The sequence below is a fragment of the uncultured Veillonella sp. genome, from assembly GCF_900545795.1.
Classification (GTDB): Bacteria; Bacillota; Negativicutes; order Veillonellales; family Veillonellaceae; genus Veillonella_A.
This window is the reverse complement of record NZ_URAR01000006.1, coordinates 1-17848: the sequence shown is the minus strand read 5'-3', so window position 1 is coordinate 17848 and position 17848 is coordinate 1. Positions and strand designations below refer to the sequence as shown.

Annotated in this window: 17 protein-coding genes; 16 read left to right on the top strand and 1 reads right to left on the bottom strand. The window is 38.6% G+C overall.

Features of this window, described 5'->3' with window-relative positions:
- The first annotated feature begins 83 nt into the window (after nucleotides 1-83).
- The 15 genes from lpxK (at nucleotide 84) to QZR90_RS04170 (ending at nucleotide 14507) form a co-directional block, all read left to right on the top strand.
- Complete coding sequence (gene lpxK, locus QZR90_RS04240; RefSeq protein WP_295789139.1) at nucleotides 84-1232, top strand: tetraacyldisaccharide 4'-kinase; 1149 nt, start codon at nucleotides 84-86, stop codon at nucleotides 1230-1232.
- Entirely contained in the window at nucleotides 1232-1966 is a 735-nt protein-coding gene (kdsB, locus tag QZR90_RS04235) for a 3-deoxy-manno-octulosonate cytidylyltransferase (protein ID WP_295789137.1), read from the top strand. Before lpxK ends, kdsB begins: the two co-directional genes overlap by 1 nt.
- A 183-nt stretch (nucleotides 1967-2149) precedes the next feature.
- On the top strand, nucleotides 2150-2968 hold the full coding sequence (gene kdsA, locus QZR90_RS04230; protein WP_295789135.1) for a 3-deoxy-8-phosphooctulonate synthase: 819 nt from the start codon (nucleotides 2150-2152) through the stop codon (nucleotides 2966-2968).
- Nucleotides 2969-3048: 80 nt separating this feature from the next.
- Nucleotides 3049-4020 (top strand): SIS domain-containing protein, encoded by a 972-nt coding sequence (locus tag QZR90_RS04225; protein ID WP_295789285.1) that lies wholly within the window; start codon nucleotides 3049-3051, stop codon nucleotides 4018-4020.
- Nucleotides 4020-4541, top strand: a complete 522-nt coding sequence (locus tag QZR90_RS04220) for an HAD family hydrolase (RefSeq protein WP_295789132.1) — start codon at nucleotides 4020-4022, stop codon at nucleotides 4539-4541. The genes QZR90_RS04225 and QZR90_RS04220 overlap by 1 nt, the downstream gene beginning before the upstream one ends.
- Nucleotides 4542-4680: 139 nt before the next feature.
- Nucleotides 4681-5778, top strand: a complete 1098-nt coding sequence (locus QZR90_RS04215) for a lysophospholipid acyltransferase family protein (protein ID WP_295789130.1) — start codon at nucleotides 4681-4683, stop codon at nucleotides 5776-5778.
- Entirely contained in the window at nucleotides 5765-6307 is a 543-nt protein-coding gene (lptC, locus tag QZR90_RS04210) for an LPS export ABC transporter periplasmic protein LptC (RefSeq protein ID WP_295789283.1), read from the top strand. Before QZR90_RS04215 ends, lptC begins: the two co-directional genes overlap by 14 nt.
- A gap of 13 nt (nucleotides 6308-6320) precedes the next feature.
- Nucleotides 6321-7037, top strand: coding sequence for an LptA/OstA family protein (locus QZR90_RS04205; RefSeq protein ID WP_295789128.1), 717 nt, complete (start codon nucleotides 6321-6323; stop codon nucleotides 7035-7037).
- A gap of 12 nt (nucleotides 7038-7049) precedes the next feature.
- Nucleotides 7050-7769 carry an LPS export ABC transporter ATP-binding protein gene (gene lptB, locus QZR90_RS04200; protein ID WP_295789126.1) on the top strand — a complete coding sequence of 240 codons (720 nt, stop codon included), beginning with the start codon at nucleotides 7050-7052 and terminating at the stop codon, nucleotides 7767-7769.
- Nucleotides 7770-7789: 20 nt separating this feature from the next.
- Nucleotides 7790-8881, top strand: coding sequence for an LptF/LptG family permease (locus QZR90_RS04195; RefSeq protein ID WP_295789125.1), 1092 nt, complete (start codon nucleotides 7790-7792; stop codon nucleotides 8879-8881).
- Nucleotides 8882-9023: 142 nt separating this feature from the next.
- A complete protein-coding gene (locus tag QZR90_RS04190) occupies nucleotides 9024-10217 on the top strand; it encodes a DUF3084 domain-containing protein (RefSeq protein ID WP_295789123.1) in 1194 nt (397 codons plus the stop codon).
- Between the two features lie 212 nt (nucleotides 10218-10429).
- Entirely contained in the window at nucleotides 10430-11020 is a 591-nt protein-coding gene (locus QZR90_RS04185; protein WP_295789120.1) for a hypothetical protein, read from the top strand.
- Nucleotides 11021-11180: 160 nt separating this feature from the next.
- Nucleotides 11181-12059 carry a YitT family protein gene (locus tag QZR90_RS04180; RefSeq protein WP_295789118.1) on the top strand — a complete coding sequence of 293 codons (879 nt, stop codon included), beginning with the start codon at nucleotides 11181-11183 and terminating at the stop codon, nucleotides 12057-12059.
- Between the two features lie 108 nt (nucleotides 12060-12167).
- Nucleotides 12168-12758, top strand: coding sequence for a signal peptidase I (gene lepB / locus QZR90_RS04175; protein ID WP_295789116.1), 591 nt, complete (start codon nucleotides 12168-12170; stop codon nucleotides 12756-12758).
- Between the two features lie 450 nt (nucleotides 12759-13208).
- Nucleotides 13209-14507, top strand: coding sequence for an S-layer homology domain-containing protein (locus QZR90_RS04170; RefSeq protein ID WP_295789113.1), 1299 nt, complete (start codon nucleotides 13209-13211; stop codon nucleotides 14505-14507).
- A 153-nt stretch (nucleotides 14508-14660) separates the two neighbouring features.
- Here QZR90_RS04170 and QZR90_RS04165 read toward each other — a convergent pair whose 3' ends face one another.
- Nucleotides 14661-15230, bottom strand: coding sequence for a nitroreductase family protein (locus tag QZR90_RS04165; RefSeq protein ID WP_295789107.1), 570 nt, complete (start codon nucleotides 15228-15230; stop codon nucleotides 14661-14663).
- An 849-nt stretch (nucleotides 15231-16079) separates the two neighbouring features.
- Between QZR90_RS04165 and QZR90_RS04160 the strand changes: the two genes are divergently transcribed.
- Nucleotides 16080-17351 carry an S-layer homology domain-containing protein gene (locus QZR90_RS04160; protein WP_295789104.1) on the top strand — a complete coding sequence of 424 codons (1272 nt, stop codon included), beginning with the start codon at nucleotides 16080-16082 and terminating at the stop codon, nucleotides 17349-17351.
- The last annotated feature ends 497 nt before the right edge of the window (nucleotides 17352-17848 follow it).

Below are 17848 nucleotides of genomic sequence, written 5' to 3'. Positions count from 1 at the left end.
TATAAGTTAAGACGATTTAAGTTTTGAAGTCCTAGATAAGTAAAGAAACTTTTAGTATATAAGGCGTAGAGGAGGGATGACGGATGAAAGGTGAAGTCATTTTTAAACGCATTATAAGTGGTCAAGCTAAAGATCCAGTATCATCGATTGCTCGTACAGGCTTAGGGGTATTGAGTAAATTATATGAAGCTGGCGTAGTACAGCGTAATAAAAAATTTGAAGATCAAAGTGCTATTACTCATGCCACAGTACCTGTAATTAGTGTTGGTAATATTACTGCTGGCGGTACGGGGAAAACACCTATGGTACGCTACATCTGCCAATTTTTAGAGGCTCAAGGCTGTAAGCCATCGGTGCTGAGCCGTGGTTATAAGGCGGCCAATAATGAACAGTCTATTATTGTGTCTCGCCGTGGTCACATTGAAGTAAGTCCTGCGGTGAGCGGTGATGAAGCGTATTTACTGGCTAAAGGCTTAGGTGGCACGAATGTAGTGATTGGGCGTCATCGTGCAGAATCCGCTACGATAGCTACAGAGCAATTAGGGAGCGATGTAATCGTACTCGATGATGGCTTTCAACATCGTCAATTGCACCGTGATTTAGACATTGTTCTCATTGATGCGGCTAATCCATTTGGTTATGGACATGTATTGCCAAGAGGGCTTTTGCGTGAGCCTTTAGAGGGGCTTAAACGAGCAAACATTATCCTCCTCACTAAGACTGATCAGGTGCCAAAAGATATTCTTTATGGTATTAAGCAAAAATTAAACACATATGCACCCATGGTGCCTGTGTTTGAAACGATTCATAAGCCTTTAGGTGTCATTACTATAGACCAATGGGCTGCTGAAGCAGGCGATTTAGTGGTCAACCAGGATGAGTTAGCCCCAGAGGTACAAGGTCATTCGTTACTAGCCATTAGTGGTATTGGTCGTCCTGAATCCTTCAAGGCTACTTTACAGAGTCTAGGATTTACGCCGGTAGATAGTTTAGATTTTGGCGATCATCATGAGTATACAGAAGATGATTTAATTAAAATCTATGCTAAAGCCTTTGAATTAGGCATAACGGCTTTAATTACGACGGAAAAAGATGCTGTTAAGCTCAGTCAGTTGAGAGCTCTTAAGGATTTAAAACTACCTGTTTATGTAGTACCTATTGGCATTGAATTTGTAGGGCAAGAACAGGAATTTAAGGATTTAATTCAAGCGGTGGGAAAGAAGGATAAATAATGAAGATAGCTTGTGTAATTCCCGCTCGGTACGCATCGACGCGCTTGCCGGGAAAACCATTAGCTGATATTGCTGGAAAACCGATGATTCAGCGTGTATATGAGCAAGTTGCTAAGGCTACACATCCTGAAATAGTGATTGTAGCAACTGATAATCAACGAGTATATGATGTAGTCCAGAGCTTCGGTGGCACTGCAGCGATGACGAGAGCCGACCATTTGACTGGAACTGACCGCTTAGCAGAAGTGGCAAGAGCGTATGAAGATATTGATGTAATTATCAATGTGCAAGGCGATGAGCCTTTGATTGAACCTGCTTTAATTGATGAACTAGCAAGCTTGTTTGAAAATGAAAGTGATTTAAAAATGGCTACTGTAGGGGCGCCATTGTTAGAATCAGAATATAATGAGCCTTCTGCCGTTAAAGTAGTGTGCAATAAAAAAGGCAATGCTATGTACTTTTCTCGTTCATTGATTCCCTATCCGCGCAATGCCTTTGTAAATGGACCATTAAAGCATATTGGTATTTATGCGTATACTCGTGAGTTCTTACTTACGTATTCCCAAATGGAACCAACAGCGGCAGAATTGACGGAGTCTTTGGAGCAATTGAGAGCTTTAGAAAATGGTGTTCCTATTCGCGTTATTAAGACGTCAGCTCGTTTTGTAGGTGTTGATACGCCAGAGGATTTACAAGCTGTTAATGAAATCTTTGCACAAAGAGAGAAGCAATGATAATTTAGTCATGAGATGTTGTAAATGTTTTCATGAAGTTAATTCAAACTTTAGCTTTTTAGGTTATAATATAAGTTAAACGTTGATGATACAGCTTTGAGACATATAGTATTAAATTTTGCAGACTTTTTAGCAAAGTTAAGTATAAACTAATTCTGTTTGAACAATATAAGGAGATATAAGATGAAAGAAGTTAAAGTTGGTAATTTAACTCTAGGTGGTGGCAAAGGCTTATTTCTTTTAGCGGGCCCTTGTGTTATTGAAGACCCAGAGCGCACATTAGAAATTGGACGCCGTGCTAAGGAAATTTGCGAGCGCGTAGGCATTCCTTATATTTTTAAGGCATCCTTTGATAAAGCAAATCGCTCAAGCTATAAGTCATTCCGCGGCCCAGGTCTTGAAGAAGGACTTAAAATTTTAAGTCATATTAAAAAAGAACTTCAAGTGCCAATCGTTAGTGATATTCACTCTGTTGAGCAAATTGAACCAGCGGCAGAAGTACTTGATATTTTACAGATTCCAGCGTTCTTGTGCCGTCAAACAGATTTAGTATATGGGGCAGCGAAAACTGGCAAGGCTTTAAATATTAAAAAGGGCCAATTCTTAGCGCCAAATGATATGATCAATGTGGTGAAGAAAGTAGAAGAAGCTGGCAATCCTAATTTAATGCTTACTGAACGGGGTGCTACATTTGGCTATAATAATTTAGTTGTAGATATGCGTTCCTTCCCTATTATGCGCAGCTTTGATTATCCTGTTATTTTTGATGCTACTCATAGTGTGCAATTACCTGGCGGTGCTGGTACAAGCTCTTCTGGACAACGTGAGTTTGTACCATACTTATCTCGCGCTGCTGTAGCTGCCGGTGTAGATGGTTTATTCATGGAAGTTCATGATAATCCAGCTGAAGCCTTATCTGATGGCCCTAATATGGTATATTTAGATCAATTAGAAGCTATGTTGCGTGAACTCGTAGCGATTGATAAAATTGTTAAGGCTTAATAGAAATTAGATACACACACATACATACTATACAAGCTTGACTTGTAAACGGATACAGTCCAGAAGGGATGGCACAACTAATGAATGTATTAGAACAGGCGGCTCAAGTGCTTCATGAAGAAGCGCAGGCCATCGAAGCATTAATCACAACTTTAGATAGTAATTTTTCCGATGCGGTAGCTATGATTTTGGCCTCTGAAGGGCGCGTTGTATGCACCGGTATGGGTAAATCAGGCCATATTGCGCGCAAAGTGGCGGCTACATTAGCATCCACAGGGACACCGGCCTTATTCTTGCATCCTGGTGAAGGTGTTCATGGTGATTTAGGCATGGTGACCTCGGAAGATATTGTACTGGCGTTTTCTAATAGTGGTGAAACCAGTGAAGTGGTGAGCCTGTTGCCATCCTTGCGTCGCATTGGTGCAAAGCTAATTAGCGTTGTAGGGAATCGCAATTCTACACTGGCTAAAAATTCTGATATTGCATTATTAGTTGAAGTAGAAAAAGAAGCCTGCCCGCTCGGTTTGGCACCGACTACAAGTACTACTGTAGCTTTGGCTTTAGGTGATGCCTTAGCGGTATGTCTCTTAGAGCGTCATCATTTTACACCAGAGAACTTTGCTGTGTTTCATCCAGGCGGCTCCTTGGGACGCAAATTATTGCTTACAGTAGAAAATATTATGCACTCAGGTGCAGACAATCCAGTGGTGTATAAAGGTTCGTCCGTACGCGATGCACTCTTTGTCATGACGGAAAAAGGGTTAGGTGCTACTAGCGTCATCGATGAAGATGGACTTTTAATTGGTCTCGTTACAGACGGTGATATTCGCCGTGGTTTAGATTCAGGTAGTAATTTCTTAGAGTGGCCTGTAGAGGATATGATGACCACTATGCCACGAACTATTACAAAGGACAAATTAGCTGCTGAAGCGCTTCATATTATGGAGAAAAATCAGCCACGTCCAATTACTGTACTGCCTGTAGTTGACCAGAATAAAAATTCTATTGGGATTGTTCATATTACAGACTTATTACGTCGAGGTATTGTATAATGGCTATAAAATGTTTAGTGCTTGATGTAGATGGCGTTATGACAGAAGGGCATATTATTTACAGCTCCAGTGGTGAAGAAATAAAAGCTTTTCATGCGCAAGATGGTTTAGGTTTGACCTTGGCTCGTCGAGCTGGCCTAAAGATTGCTGTTATTACAGGCCGTGTGTCTCCTATGGTGGCAAAGCGTACAGAAGAATTAAAATTTGATTTTGTGCGCATGGGCTCAAAGAATAAGAGCAAAGATTTAATTGATTTAATGGAAGAATTTCAATTAGACCCTCAGGAAATTGCCTATATGGGGGATGATTTAAATGATTTTGGCGTATTTCATAAAGTAGGCTTTCCTATTTCACCGGCCAATGGTGTGCCTGAAATAAAAGCGAAAGCTGCTTTTATCACTCAAGCTCGTGGCGGTCATGGGGCTGTGCGCGAAGCAATTGAAAAAATTTTAAAAGATCAGAATCAATGGGAGCCTTTAGTGGAGTCATATAAAAATGAGCTATACGAACAAGGCCAATAAATTGACTGAGTAATCGTAGTGTATAAGGATTGAATACTATTGATGCATGATTCTAATTCTTTGAACCAAGGTAGTGATATTTACACTGGTTTCAAATGTATAGTGACGAAAAAAGGCAATCAAAGGAGGCTCGTACGGTATGTCAAATGAGTGGCAATACTCGTTATTAAAGAAACTAAGTGCCTTAACCTGCAAGCTGTCGTATCGCACGATACTTCGTATTGGTGAGACCTTAGGGCCTTTATATTCGCTATTTGGAAAGAAACAAAAGAAACGTGGCATAAAAAATGTCATGACAGGACTAGGCGTATCTGAAGCAGAAGCGAATCGCATTTTAGAAGAATTGTTTAAAAATTTAGGGCGTTCTGCTTTAGAAATTTTGTATATGCCAAATTTAACTAAGGAATTTATTAACGAACATATTGAGATGCATGGTCTTGAATATCTTAATAAGGCCTTAGCTGAGCAACGTGGGGTTGTTATCTTAACAGCTCATGTAGGTAACTGGGAATGGATGGGCGCTGCCTTAGCTGCAGAAGGCTATCCATCTACTACTATCGTTAAGAAGCAACCTAATGCACAGGTAACGCGTTTGTTAAATGAATATAGAGAAATGGTAGGTCTTGAAGTATTTGCTCGGGGCGGTTCTGAAATGATTCGCGCTGTGAAAGCTATGAAGCAAAAGAAGCTATTGGGCTTTTTAGCTGACCAAGATGGATATATTCAAGGTCTTCCTGTTAAGTTTTTAGGTCAGGAATCATCCGCTGTTATTGGACCGGCTACATTTGCGCAAAAATTTAAAGCACCAGTAGTACCTGTGTTTGCTCATCGCAAAGCAGATGGTATTGGCCATGTAGTGGAGATTTTACCACCTCTTTATTTTGAAGATACTGGTAATGAGGCAGAAGATTTACATCGCCTTACAGAAGCTACCGTGCGCGTTACAGAAGATTTCATTAAAGCGCATCCTACGGAATGGCTTTGGTTCCAACATCGTTGGAATACGAAACTAGATCAGATTGAAAACATTGAGGAAAAATTAAAAGTGCGTGATGCAGTACATCGTCAAGCTAAGGCTGGCGATGCTATAGGTGAAGCTAATTCGGCTCACACTGCTAGTGAAGGGCATCAAGCTACTGATAAAACATCTCAATCTGCTAGCGAAACTGAGACAATTGAAAGTGAACCGGTCGCGACCGTAGCACAGGAGGCTGTTGATAGTGATGTGGAAAAATAACAAGAAAACAATTATCGCCTCTGCTATTGTGATCGCACTAGTTGGCTTATTTATTTGGATTTTTACAATCAGTAATACAGAGACGCCAGAGGATCCAACTCAGCCAAAAGGCGATTTAGTTACATTTGAAGGCTCTACGATTACTGAAGAAGCGGATGGTAAGCTCACTTGGTCTGTAACAGCAGAACAAATTAAGGTGAATCCAAAAACTAAAGAAGTATACCTTACCAATATGAAGGCTAACTTCTACAAAGAAGGCAAGGAACTCGTAGTTACAGCACCGCGTGGTCATATGACATCTGACCATAATACCTTCCAATTAGCTGGTGGCGTTGTGGCTGTAGATCAAGATGGTGCTGAACTAAAAACTGATTCAGTAAATTATAATAATAAATCTAAGAAATTAAGCTCTGAAACAGCCTTTACATTTACTAATAAAGAGGCTACTATAACAGGTGATACATTTGAGGCAGACACTGTATTGCAAAAGGTGATTGCCAAAGGTCATGCTAAGTTAGAGAAGAAGTAGTGGAGGAATTAACATGAAGATGAAAAAGGTTATGGCCGTAACCGCTATAGTGATGGGATTGGCAGCTCCAGTGTGGGCCGCTGCTACCTCTAACTTAATGATTACTGCTGATACACTTGAATATGAAGGTAGTACTGGCAAGGCGACGGCTAATGGCAATGTAGTTATTATTAATGAAGATAAAACTATGACAGGCCGCGAAGGTTGGTACAATACGAAGACACAGGAAGCATTTTTAACTGGCGGTGTCAGCATGATTGGGACCAATACAAGCATGAGTGCGGCACAACTTCATAGTACGAATAACGAAATTATTGAAGCAACTGGCAATGTGCGCTTACAAAAGGATAATAAGCAAGTTTTTGGCAATACTGTTAAATACAATACAAAAACCGAGTATGGTACAAGTACAGGCAATGCTAAACTTGTTATGGACGATGCCGTATTAACTGGCGATTTTGTAGAAGGCTGGCTTAATGAAATTAGAGCTACTGCACAGGGGAATGTAACGCTTCACAGCAGCAAGCATAATTTAGATGCGAGTGCAGACAATGCAGTGTACACACAGACACCTGGGCAAAATGATGGCGTTGCTTATTTAACTGGTAATGTACATGCTGTTCAAAATGGCAATGTGGTAAATGCACCAGAGCTTAAACTTGAAATGAAAGATAATTCAGTACAGACTATTGGCGGTCGCAGTACTTTAATTATTACGCCACAACAATAAGGAGCGGTGTGGATGTATATTAAAACAACAGATTTAGTAAAAACATATAAAGGCCGCAATGTAGTTGATGGCGTAAGCATCCAGGTTAATGAAGGCGAAGTAGTAGGTCTTTTAGGGCCTAATGGGGCTGGTAAAACGACTACTTTCTACATGATTGTAGGGATTGAAAAGCCTAATGCAGGACAAATTCATATTGGGGGCAAGGATATTTCCCTCATGCCTATGTATAAACGAGCCGCTCAGGGCATTGGCTATTTACCGCAAGAGGCCTCTGTATTTCGCTCTCTATCTGTAGAGGAAAATTTGCGAGCCATGCTTGAAACGACTAAGATGACTAAGCAAGAAATCGATGTTAAGGTGGAGGCTCTACTAGAGGAGTTTCATATTAGTCATGTGCGCACACGCCAAGGTATGCAATTATCTGGCGGTGAGCGACGCCGTGTAGAAATTGCTCGCTGTATCGCCCTAGAACCACGCTTTATTTTATTGGATGAACCATTTGCAGGGGTTGACCCCATTGCCGTAGCTGATATACAATCAATCATACGACATTTAAAAGAGCGTGGTATTGGTGTACTCATTACAGACCATAATGTGCGTGAAACATTGGGTATTGTGGACAAGGCCTATATTTTGAGTGCTGGTAAAATCCTCATTGAAGGATCCGCCGATGAGATTGCATCAAGCCCAATAGCTCGCAAGTTCTATTTAGGCGATGAATTCAAAATGTAATGGGGAGGTAAGTGGCATTCATGCGTATATTAGATAAATACATACTGAAGGCGTTTATTGGCCCCTTCTTATTTGGTATCTTTGCGTTTTCTAGTATTTTCGTAGGTACCAGCACTTTGTTCCGCATTGCACAGTTTATTACTGAGTATGGAGCCTCCTTGTGGTCTGTTACAAGGGCGTTTATATTGGCTTTGCCGAGCATTGTAGTGTTAACATTCCCAATGGCGGTATTGCTAGCTAGCTTATTAGCATTTGGTCGATTAAGTGGCACTAGCGAAATTATAGTTATGCGCGCTGGCGGTCTTAGCTTTTTACGCCTAGCTATGCCGGTCTATATTACAGCGCTTATTATTTCCTTAGGGGCGATTGTCTTTAATGAATATGTTGTGCCAGCATCAAATCATGCGTATCAAAGCATTATTCGCAATGAAATTAAGCGACAAGCGGCACCACAGGCACAAGAGCATATTGTAATTAAAAATATGGACGGTGGTGACATTAGCACATTGGTATATGCTAAGCGCTATGATGCGGAGACAAAATTAATTACAGGCATTACAGCGCAGCTCTTTACTAATGGGGAAGTGACGCAGATTGAAAATGCAGCCACTGCCACTTGGAATGGCTCATACTGGATTATGCACGATGGCGTAGTATATGATCTCGCTCCCGATGGAAAGGGCGTAGAACGGACTATGCATTTTAAAGATCAAGTGTTGCCAGTAGCAAAAGATCCAAAGCAAATTTCTCAGGAACAACGGGAGCCAGAGGAAATGACAATTAAAGAATTGCGCGCCCAAGTGAAAGCGTTAAAAGGCACCGGCGTCAATTATAGAAAATGGGAAATGGAAATGTATCAACGCTTTACCATTCCTATTGCTAGCTTTGTATTTGCTTTAGTAGGGGCACCTTTAGGGCTTCAAAAGCAACGTTCTAGCTCATCAATTGGCTTTGGTCTTAGTGTATTGATTATATTTATTTACTATAGTGTTATGACCTTTACCGGTGCACTTGGTAAAGGGGGCGCTATACCGCCTTTATTGGCCGCCATGATTCCAGATACATTAGGGATTATTGCTGGTCTATGGCTCAATTGGCGCGTATCTAAGTAATTGAAAAGGTTTTCAACAAGTAGTTTTCAAACTTCTACTAGCATTTTTCTAGTTATACTCGTAGTTTTGAAAATTACAAGTTGAGAGCCTTTTTCTTTTTGAAAAAATAGAGTAAAATATATAAAGAAAGTCTTATTATGAAATGAAAGGAGTGACACCCATGCTAGTTGGTATAAGTTTAATATTTGTCCTTGCTATTATGGGCGGCGCTATTGCTTTCATTGGTGATAAATTGGGCAGTAAAGTGGGTAAGAAAAAAATGTCCATTTTTGGTCTTCGCCCTAAACATACATCTATTATTATGACCATTGTTACAGGTATTTTAATTTCTGTTTTAACAATTGGCGTTTTGAGTCTAGCTTCTGAGAATGTACGGATTGCACTTTTTGGAATGGAACAATTAAAAGCTGAAATGGCTCAATTGACTGATGATGTAGTTAAGAAAAATGCTGAGCTTGAAGCGGGCAAAAAAGAAGTTGAAGAGAAAACTAAAGCTGTTAATGCTATGCGAGAGGAAGTTCAGGCTACGCAGGCAGAAATTGAAGAAGTGCGCGCCGCTCGAGAGGCTATGGGTGCGGAGCTAGTTTCTGTACAAGAGGCATATAAGACCGCCAATGATAAATTGCAACAGTCTAGCGCGGCACTACAAGATTTAGAAGCAAATAAAAAAGAGCTAGAAGCTCATATTGAAGACTTGCGTGTTACAACGCAGCGATTAGAGGCTGGTATTACTCATGTTCGTGAGGGGGCCGTATTATTTAGAAATGGCGAAATTTTAAGCGGTGCGTTGATTCGTCCAGGGCTCAATGAAGAAGAGACAACAGCTGCTATAACTGACATTTTAAATGATACGAATGGTCTTATTTTACGACGCTTAGGCATGGAAGAGACTAAAGCTCTCATCTATGTGAGTCGCTCTAATTTAGCTGAAGTGGCTAAGCAAGTAGCGGAATCTAAAGAGCCGATGACTGTGCGTATTACAGCGGCTGCTAATATCATTTATGGTGAAGCAGCTCTCGCTGAGATTCATGCGTTCCCATATAAGCAAGTATTTTCAAAGGGCGCTGTTATTACTTCCACTACAGTTCATGGTGGATCTGATGCACAATATGAAGTATTAGCTTTCTTACAAGATGTAAATTCAAAAGCTAAGGAACAAGGTGTATTACCGGATCCATTAACTGGTAAAGTAGGCTCTATACCTGGTAGTGACTTATTTGAGATTATCCGTCAAATTAGCCAAATCAATCACCCTGTTAGACTTGAAGCAGTGGTAGAAGAGGATGCCTATACTACAGGGCCGATTCAAATTGAATTAAGAATTAGAGATTTATAAGGCATTATATACCGAATTAAAGTGAGTTAATCAATTTCGGTCTGTAAGGTTTAAAGGATATTCAGGGTGTAAGGTTTAAAAGCAATTTTAGAATATACGATTTATAAGGTATTTAAGATATGGAAGATTTTAAAATCTTTTGGATATCTAAGTCAGGCTGCCCGCTTAGGTGGGCAGCTTTTTTAGGATAGGGAGGAGGTTTCAGTTTCTCTATGAATCAAGACACAAAGGAAGTTAAACCAAATAAAGTTGAAGTACATAAAGTTGAAGTACATAAAGTTGAAGTAAATAAAGTTAAAGCAAATGAAGCTAAACCAAATAAAGCTGAAGCAAATGAAGTAAATGGCGTAAATGATGTAAAGCGGGCCGTAGATGGAGCGACGTCTCAGCTTATGATAGCCGTAGATCCAGGCCGTGAAAAGACGGGTATAGCGCTAATGACCCTTACAGGTGAATTAGTCGATAAAATGATTGTACCTACAGATGAAATTGCTACTTTTTGTGCTCAATGGCTAGGTTCTTATAGTTTTATTAACCGCATCGTATGTGGCAATGGCACAAATCACAATAAAGTTTCTAAACTGTTAGAACAGGTTGCTTCGTCTTATAATATTAAGGTGGTTCTCACCGATGAAGCGCATACGACTGAGGAAGCACGACGTCGTTACTTTGAAGTGAATCCTCCAAAGGGGCTTAAACGCTTATTGCCAAAAGGCATGTTATTGCCATCAGAACCAGTGGACGATTTTACAGCATGGATTATTGGTGAGAGATACCTTCAAAAAGAAGAAAATAAGGGGTAAATAAGGAAATTAACCACTAAATTATAAAAATATCATGAAATTTTGCAATTTTATATTGAAATTTATTGATATATAGTTGATAATAAGAAGTGGACATAAATAATAGATTGGATGCAATACAGTGTGTTGCAAGTAGGAGTAAGTAGAAGGGAGTTTTTTGATGGCAGAATACGAAAAACCACAAAAGCAAAAATTAACTTGGAAAGATATTTTGATTCGATATATATGGATTGTAATAGGTGCCGCCATTTATACCTTTGGCCTTGATGTTCTTTTGGTTCCTAAGAGCATCATCGACGGTGGTGTAGTTGGTATTGCCCTTATGGCAGCTGAGTTAACGGGGATTTCCTTTAGTATTTATTTAGTGCTAATTAATTTGCCCTTCCTCTATGTAGGGTATAAGCTAATTGGTAAAAGCTTTACTATTGCCACCTTGTTTGGTGTAGTATGTATTTCCATTATGTCCTTGTTTATGCATAATGTAACACCGCCAGATATTGATCCATTCTTGGCTGCTGTATTTGGTGGCGTAATCTTAGGCATCGGGGTAGGGCTTATTATTCGAAATGGTGGTTCCCTTGATGGCGTTGAAATTGTGGCTATTATTATGGATAAAAAGAGCTCTTTCTCTGTAGGTGAAATCGTTATGATTTGTAATCTCTTTATCCTAGGGGCTGCAGGCTTTGTGTATAACTGGAGTAGCTCTTTATACTCCTTAATTGCTTATTTTGTAGCTTATAAGATGATGGATATGACCATTACTGGTCTTGAAGAATCTAAAGGGGTTATGATTATTACTGACAATCCTGATGAAATCCGCGAAGCCCTTATGCATCGCTTGGGCCGTGGTGTTACAGTGCTATTTGGCGAAGGGGGCTATTCAAAAGAGCCTAAAAAAGTGTTATACTCAGTAGTGACGCGTCTTGAGATTACTAAGATGAAAGATATTATTTATGAACAAGACGAAAATGCATTTATTACCATTACTGATGTTCACGATGTATTCGGTGGTCAATTTGGGAAAAAGACTATTCATTAATGCTTAGCGTATTTGATGAGGACTGTTTAAAATTACAAATTGGCTTTCCTTGATACAAAGAATATCATCGACTGTGATGAAAGGAGCTAGACTAAGTCTAGAGAAATTATGTCAGAAGAAAGAACAATTGGGAAACAAATTATACATGAAGTAGGCGAGTGGCTCTATGCCATTATTATTGCCCTAGTAGTAGCTATTTTAGTTCATATCTTTGTAGGGCAGATTACACGTGTATCTGGTGAGTCCATGGAAAATACTTTTCACAATGGTGACTTTTTAGTTGTATCGAAATGGGATCACATTCGAGGTAATACGCCAGTATATGATGAAGTAGTAATTATAGACAGCCGTGTTAAACGGGAACGAACTTGGCAAGATGATGTAACCGATGTAGTATCCAATTATTTATCTGTTTTCAGCAAGGATGCGGAACGCCATGATGCATGGGTAAAACGCGTTATTGGTTTGCCAGGGGATACATTAGAGTTTAAAGATGGCCATGTATGGCGCAATGGTAAGGAATTAGAAGAGCCTTATACGAAAGAGCCTACTATGAACTATAGCCAAACAGCACCTGTTGTTGTTCCAGAAGGACATGTCTTTGTTATGGGGGATAATCGCAATCACTCTAGTGATAGCCGATTCATTGGTCCTGTGCCAATTAAAAATGTTATCGGCAAGGTTGTATACCATATATAATCAAAGTTGTAAAAATGATACAAAAGCACTTAGTTTGCAAGAATTAGCAACTAAGTGCTTCTTTTTTATATGAAAGAAATAGGATGATATTTTAGAAGATATATACAGCGCCTAAGTTTATTTGAAACTGTTAGGGAGAAGTTAGTTTTATATAGTGTCGAATTATAGATTAAAGTATAAAAAATAGGAGAAAAATTGAGGAATCATTCATTAACAGAAGGATGTGAAATTAAAATGAAGAAAACGTAAAATATTCCTTTACAAGGGGACAATTGTATGTTACTATGAGGGCGTCTTATAAAGGTAAACTACTTATTAATTTTTGATAAAGACAGTTACGATGACGAGGAAACGTGGATACTCTCATTTTCATTGTCCTATCTTTTATTAATGATTAGGGTACTAAAAAGATATTTCAATTCTATTTTTGTACCGAAAGGGGTAAAGACAATGAAAAAACGTTTTGCCACAATGCTTGCAGCAACAGCTGTATTAGGCGTAACAACTGCATTTGCAGCGAACCCATTCTCTGATGTAACTCCAAATGATTGGGCTTACCAAAGTGTTGCTCAATTAGCTGAAGCTGGTGTAATCAATGGTTATCCAGATGGCACATTCAAAGGTCAAAACAATATTACTCGTTTTGAAATGGCTCAAATGGTAGCTAAAGCTATGGCTAACCAAGCTCGTGCTAATGCTGAACAACAAGCGTTGATTAATCGTTTAGCTAACGAATTCGCTAGCGAATTAAACAATCTTGGCGTGCGCGTATCTGCTTTAGAAGATAAAGTGGGCAATGTTAAAGTATTTGGTGATGGCCGTCTTCGTTACCGTGGTTCCGAAAGTGGTGCTAACAACTACTTAGCAACTTCTTCTAACCCTAAGAAAAACTCTGTATTCGACTACCGTGCTCGTATTAACTTCCAAGCAAAAGTTAATGAAAACACTACAGCTTTAGTTCGTGTGGCAACTAATGGTATGGTGGAAATGGGTACTGGTGCAGACAAAACTAAAGAAGCGCGTATTGACCGTGCATTAGTTAGCCATAAATTTGGTGATAGCACTACATTAACTGTAGGTCGTCAAGCTTTATACATTGGCGATGGCTTAATCTTTGATGATGCATATGATGCAGCAAAAATTCAATACAAAACTAAAGATGTAACTTTGGCAGCAAGCTATGGTTCCTTCGTAGCTGGTAGCTTAGCAAATGCTGAATTAGTTAATGGCAAGATTGCTAACAAATCCTTCTCTGGCTCTAGCGCTGATGACAACTACACTGTGACTTTATTAGAAGCAGCTGGTAAATTAGGTGATCATGCAACATTAGGTGGTTACTACATTTTCGCTAATAAAGGATTCGACAATGATATTTATGGTGGCTACGTAAATCTTAACTTTGATAAAGTTTGGGTTGGTGGCGAATACGCAACCTTCAGTGATGATGTAAATGGTAGCAGCAAAAATGATGCTTGGATTGCAGGCGTTGGCTACGGTAACTTCAACATGAGCAAACAAGGTACTTGGGATATTAAATTACGCTATGTAGATGAAAGTGAAAATGCTCCAGTAATTTCCTCTACATTCATCACTCCTAAATCTCAAGACTTCAAAGCTTGGTTCGTAGCGGGCCGTTATGCTCTTGAAAAGAACTTAAGCTTAGTAGGCTACTACTTATTTGATGCTGAAAAACAAGATGGCACATCCATGCCTGACTACTACCGTGCAGAAATTAACTACAAATTCTAATTGGTAGACAAAAACAGTAAGTTAGAGTTTAGGGCTTAGCTTACTTGGGGAAGTATATAATACTTCTAAATACATAATGCGGCTTGAAGACATTCATTTGTCCTCAAGCCGCATTTTATATTGCATATTGTATGTATAATATTATATTATTTGTTATTTAACATAGTTTACAGGAATTAATGCAGGATTTACTTGGCGCTCGTTTAAGTTTAGATCTGTGTGGCCGACTACTAGAGAAGCTAATGCATCATAGCCTTCAGGGATACCTAATTTAGCACGAAACTCCGGATGATTGGCCATAGATACAACCGTAGTATTAATACCGCAGCTAGCTAAACCTAATTCAACAGCTTTTAGCTCCATATTTTCGATAATAGAGCCTACAGTCCAGAATAAATTTTCATTCATGCGCTGTATGGCATTTTCTATTTTAAAGGGGATATTGCTATTTTCATTGTATTTAGCTCCACTTAAAATAATCCATACAGGAGCACCATACATATAAGGCTTTTTCATTAGCCCTGCAAACATGGTATCAGCAATATCTTCTGCTTCGTTCATTAACTCTTTGTTGGTTATAACGGAGAAGTGTAGCTTGTGTAATCTAACAATAGGACCTAAGAGCCCTGCATTAAGAATGTCTTGGATTTCATTGTCTGTAGGCATTACCTCATTGTATTGACGTACAGACATGCGATTTTGTAATACTTTTTGTAATTCCATAGTAAATCTCCTTTTTCTCAAATGTTACTACATCAGGCACAAGGCGTATAAAACTATTTTATTAAGACCAATAATTATAATATACCTATAAATACCTATATTTACAATTACATAAAATCGTAATATGTGTACTTTTTTTATAAAATTGCTATTTTATAAACAGGTATAGTTGGTTTAAGGGGGAGTGGCCTTCCTAAATTTAGGTTAATTGCATTAGGAGGGGAGAAAGCAGAGCCCTTTATAGAGACATTTGCTACACTGAGCTTTATTACCTTAGACTAAATCGAGGTAAGATAGTGATTAAATCGAGGTACGATAGAGATTAAATATAAGTATATTAAAGACTAAAACGAAAGAAGATTAGTGATTGGACAGAAGCAAGACAGAAATTAAATAGAACTAAGATAGAGATTAATATAAGTAAGATAGAAGCTAAATAGGTTTTAAAGCCATATTTTGAGTTGAATATAAATAAAAGATGAAACTTGTTTTCGATTAGATGGGATAAGTTGATAAAATACGTTAACGTCAAGAGAGTAGTATGTGAGGAAATCTTCATTTTTGTATAAGAAGTGTACTTTTTAGCAAATAAAGTATTTTGTGCATGGACTTATATTAAGGGAAAGTGAAAACTGAAAGATGAAAATGAGTTTTCTATGAACTTTTGGTAATTTCATTTTTCTTTCAGTACCACTATGGTACCATACATACAGAAAGAGTTTTCGAAGTAGCAATACTACTTGATAAGCTGTAAAGGAAACGTGGATACTTTATAATACTTATAGAGTAGAAGAGCAAACGGAGAAATCTCTTGAGAAATTCTTTATTTCCTGAAAGGAGATTTTTATTATGAAAAAACGTTTTGCAACTATGTTAGCAGCAACTGCTGTATTAGGGGTAACAACTGCATTTGCAGCTAACCCATTCTCTGATGTAACACCTAATGATTGGGCATACCAAAGTGTATCTCAATTAGCTTCTGCAGGTATCATTAATGGTTACCCAGACGGTACTTTCAAAGGCCAAAACAATATCACTCGTTACGAAATGGCTCAAATGGTAGCGAAAGCTATGGCTAACCAAAGCCGTGCAACTGCTGAACAACAAGCTATGATCAATCGCTTAGCTAATGAGTTCTCTGATGAATTAAATAACTTAGGCGTTCGCGTATCAGAACTTGAAAATAAAGTAGGTAATGTAAAAGTAACTGGTGATGCTCGTCTTCGTTACCAAGGTTCTGACAAAAAAGGTGTAGTAAGTTCCTCTAATGCAGATAAAAAATCTATGTTTGACTACCGTGCACGTGTACAATTCAATGCACAAGTAAATGACAATACATCTGCAGTAGTTCGTGTAACATCTGGTAACAATGAATTTGGTAATGGCTCCAATAACTCTACTGATATCTCCATTGACCGTGCGTACGTAGCTCATCAATTCGGTGCTAACACAACTGGTATCATCGGTCGTTACAATGCATTTGTGGGTAATGGCTTGATCTATGATGATACTTTTGATGGTGCAGCACTTGCTTATGACAATGGTAACTTCAGTGCTACAGCAGCATATGGTTCCTTCGTAGAAGGTGGCTTTGGCAACTCCTATGCTAATGGCAATGAATATACTAGAAGCTTCGAAGATGCTTCCTCCGATGACAATGCAACTGTAACTTTATTACAAGCTAAGGGCAAACTTGGCGAACATGCAACTCTAGGTGGCTTCTATGCTTTCGGTAATAAAAACCTAAATGATGACATCTATGGTGGTTCCTTAGACATGAACTTCGATAAAGTATGGCTCGGCGGTGAATACGCACAGTTTAAAGATGCTGATGACGGAAGTGCTTGGGTAGCAGGTATCGGTTATGGCGATTACAATATTGAAAAAGCTGGTACATGGGGTGCTAAAGTTCAATACTTCAACGAAGATACTAACTCTCCAGTAATTAGCTCTACCTTCAACCAACCATACAACTCTGATTACAAAGCATGGATGGCAAGTGTAGATTACTCCTTAGCTAAAAACGTTGGTCTTTCCGCTTACTATGCATTTAATGCAGAAGACCAAAAAGGTAATGACTTACCAGATTACTATCGTGCAGAACTTAACTACAAGTTCTAATATAGTCTGAATATAGTAAGTTAGATGACTTAAAAAGAGTAAGTTTAAAGACTAAAATAGTAAAATAAGTGTTAAATAATTGAGAAAACTAAAAAATATTATCTTAAATTGATAAATAAGTTTTCAAAAATTATAAAGTAGAAAGAAGGCTCAAATATGGGCCTTCTTTTTTTGCTATCAAAAAATATTGACTATTTTAAAATGAAAACTAAGCATTTAATTAGAGTTTTTCGGAGTGAGAATTTTCACATTAGCTTTACATTTAGAATCAACTGTGCTATCATAACGATAGATTCAGTGAGCTGAAGAGCATTATGACTGTAAAGTATAACTACACTGTGAGGAAACGTGGAAACTCCAGACACGAGTTATATGGCATAGTAATTATGTTTCGGAAGCGAGCAGAAATCTAATTTTATTTTATTTTTCTGTTTTTTACCGAAAGGGGTAATTACAATGAAAAAACGTTTTGCAACTATGCTAGCAGCAACAGCTGT

Bases quoted from the DNA above. Each gene is read 5' to 3' on its own strand.
- lpxK (WP_295789139.1), top strand. From the start codon at position 84: ATGAAAGGTGAAGTCATTTTTAAACGCATTATAAGTGGTCAAGCTAAA.
- kdsB (WP_295789137.1), top strand. From the start codon at position 1,232: ATGAAGATAGCTTGTGTAATTCCCGCTCGGTACGCATCGACGCGCTTG.
- kdsA (WP_295789135.1), top strand. From the start codon at position 2,150: ATGAAAGAAGTTAAAGTTGGTAATTTAACTCTAGGTGGTGGCAAAGGC.
- QZR90_RS04225 (WP_295789285.1), top strand. From the start codon at position 3,049: ATGAATGTATTAGAACAGGCGGCTCAAGTGCTTCATGAAGAAGCGCAG.
- QZR90_RS04220 (WP_295789132.1), top strand. From the start codon at position 4,020: ATGGCTATAAAATGTTTAGTGCTTGATGTAGATGGCGTTATGACAGAA.
- QZR90_RS04215 (WP_295789130.1), top strand. From the start codon at position 4,681: ATGTCAAATGAGTGGCAATACTCGTTATTAAAGAAACTAAGTGCCTTA.
- lptC (WP_295789283.1), top strand. From the start codon at position 5,765: ATGTGGAAAAATAACAAGAAAACAATTATCGCCTCTGCTATTGTGATC.
- QZR90_RS04205 (WP_295789128.1), top strand. From the start codon at position 6,321: ATGAAGATGAAAAAGGTTATGGCCGTAACCGCTATAGTGATGGGATTG.
- lptB (WP_295789126.1), top strand. From the start codon at position 7,050: ATGTATATTAAAACAACAGATTTAGTAAAAACATATAAAGGCCGCAAT.
- QZR90_RS04195 (WP_295789125.1), top strand. From the start codon at position 7,790: ATGCGTATATTAGATAAATACATACTGAAGGCGTTTATTGGCCCCTTC.
- QZR90_RS04190 (WP_295789123.1), top strand. From the start codon at position 9,024: ATGAAAGGAGTGACACCCATGCTAGTTGGTATAAGTTTAATATTTGTC.
- QZR90_RS04185 (WP_295789120.1), top strand. From the start codon at position 10,430: ATGAATCAAGACACAAAGGAAGTTAAACCAAATAAAGTTGAAGTACAT.
- QZR90_RS04180 (WP_295789118.1), top strand. From the start codon at position 11,181: ATGGCAGAATACGAAAAACCACAAAAGCAAAAATTAACTTGGAAAGAT.
- lepB (WP_295789116.1), top strand. From the start codon at position 12,168: ATGTCAGAAGAAAGAACAATTGGGAAACAAATTATACATGAAGTAGGC.
- QZR90_RS04170 (WP_295789113.1), top strand. From the start codon at position 13,209: ATGAAAAAACGTTTTGCCACAATGCTTGCAGCAACAGCTGTATTAGGC.
- QZR90_RS04165 (WP_295789107.1), bottom strand. From the start codon at position 15,230: ATGGAATTACAAAAAGTATTACAAAATCGCATGTCTGTACGTCAATAC.
- QZR90_RS04160 (WP_295789104.1), top strand. From the start codon at position 16,080: ATGAAAAAACGTTTTGCAACTATGTTAGCAGCAACTGCTGTATTAGGG.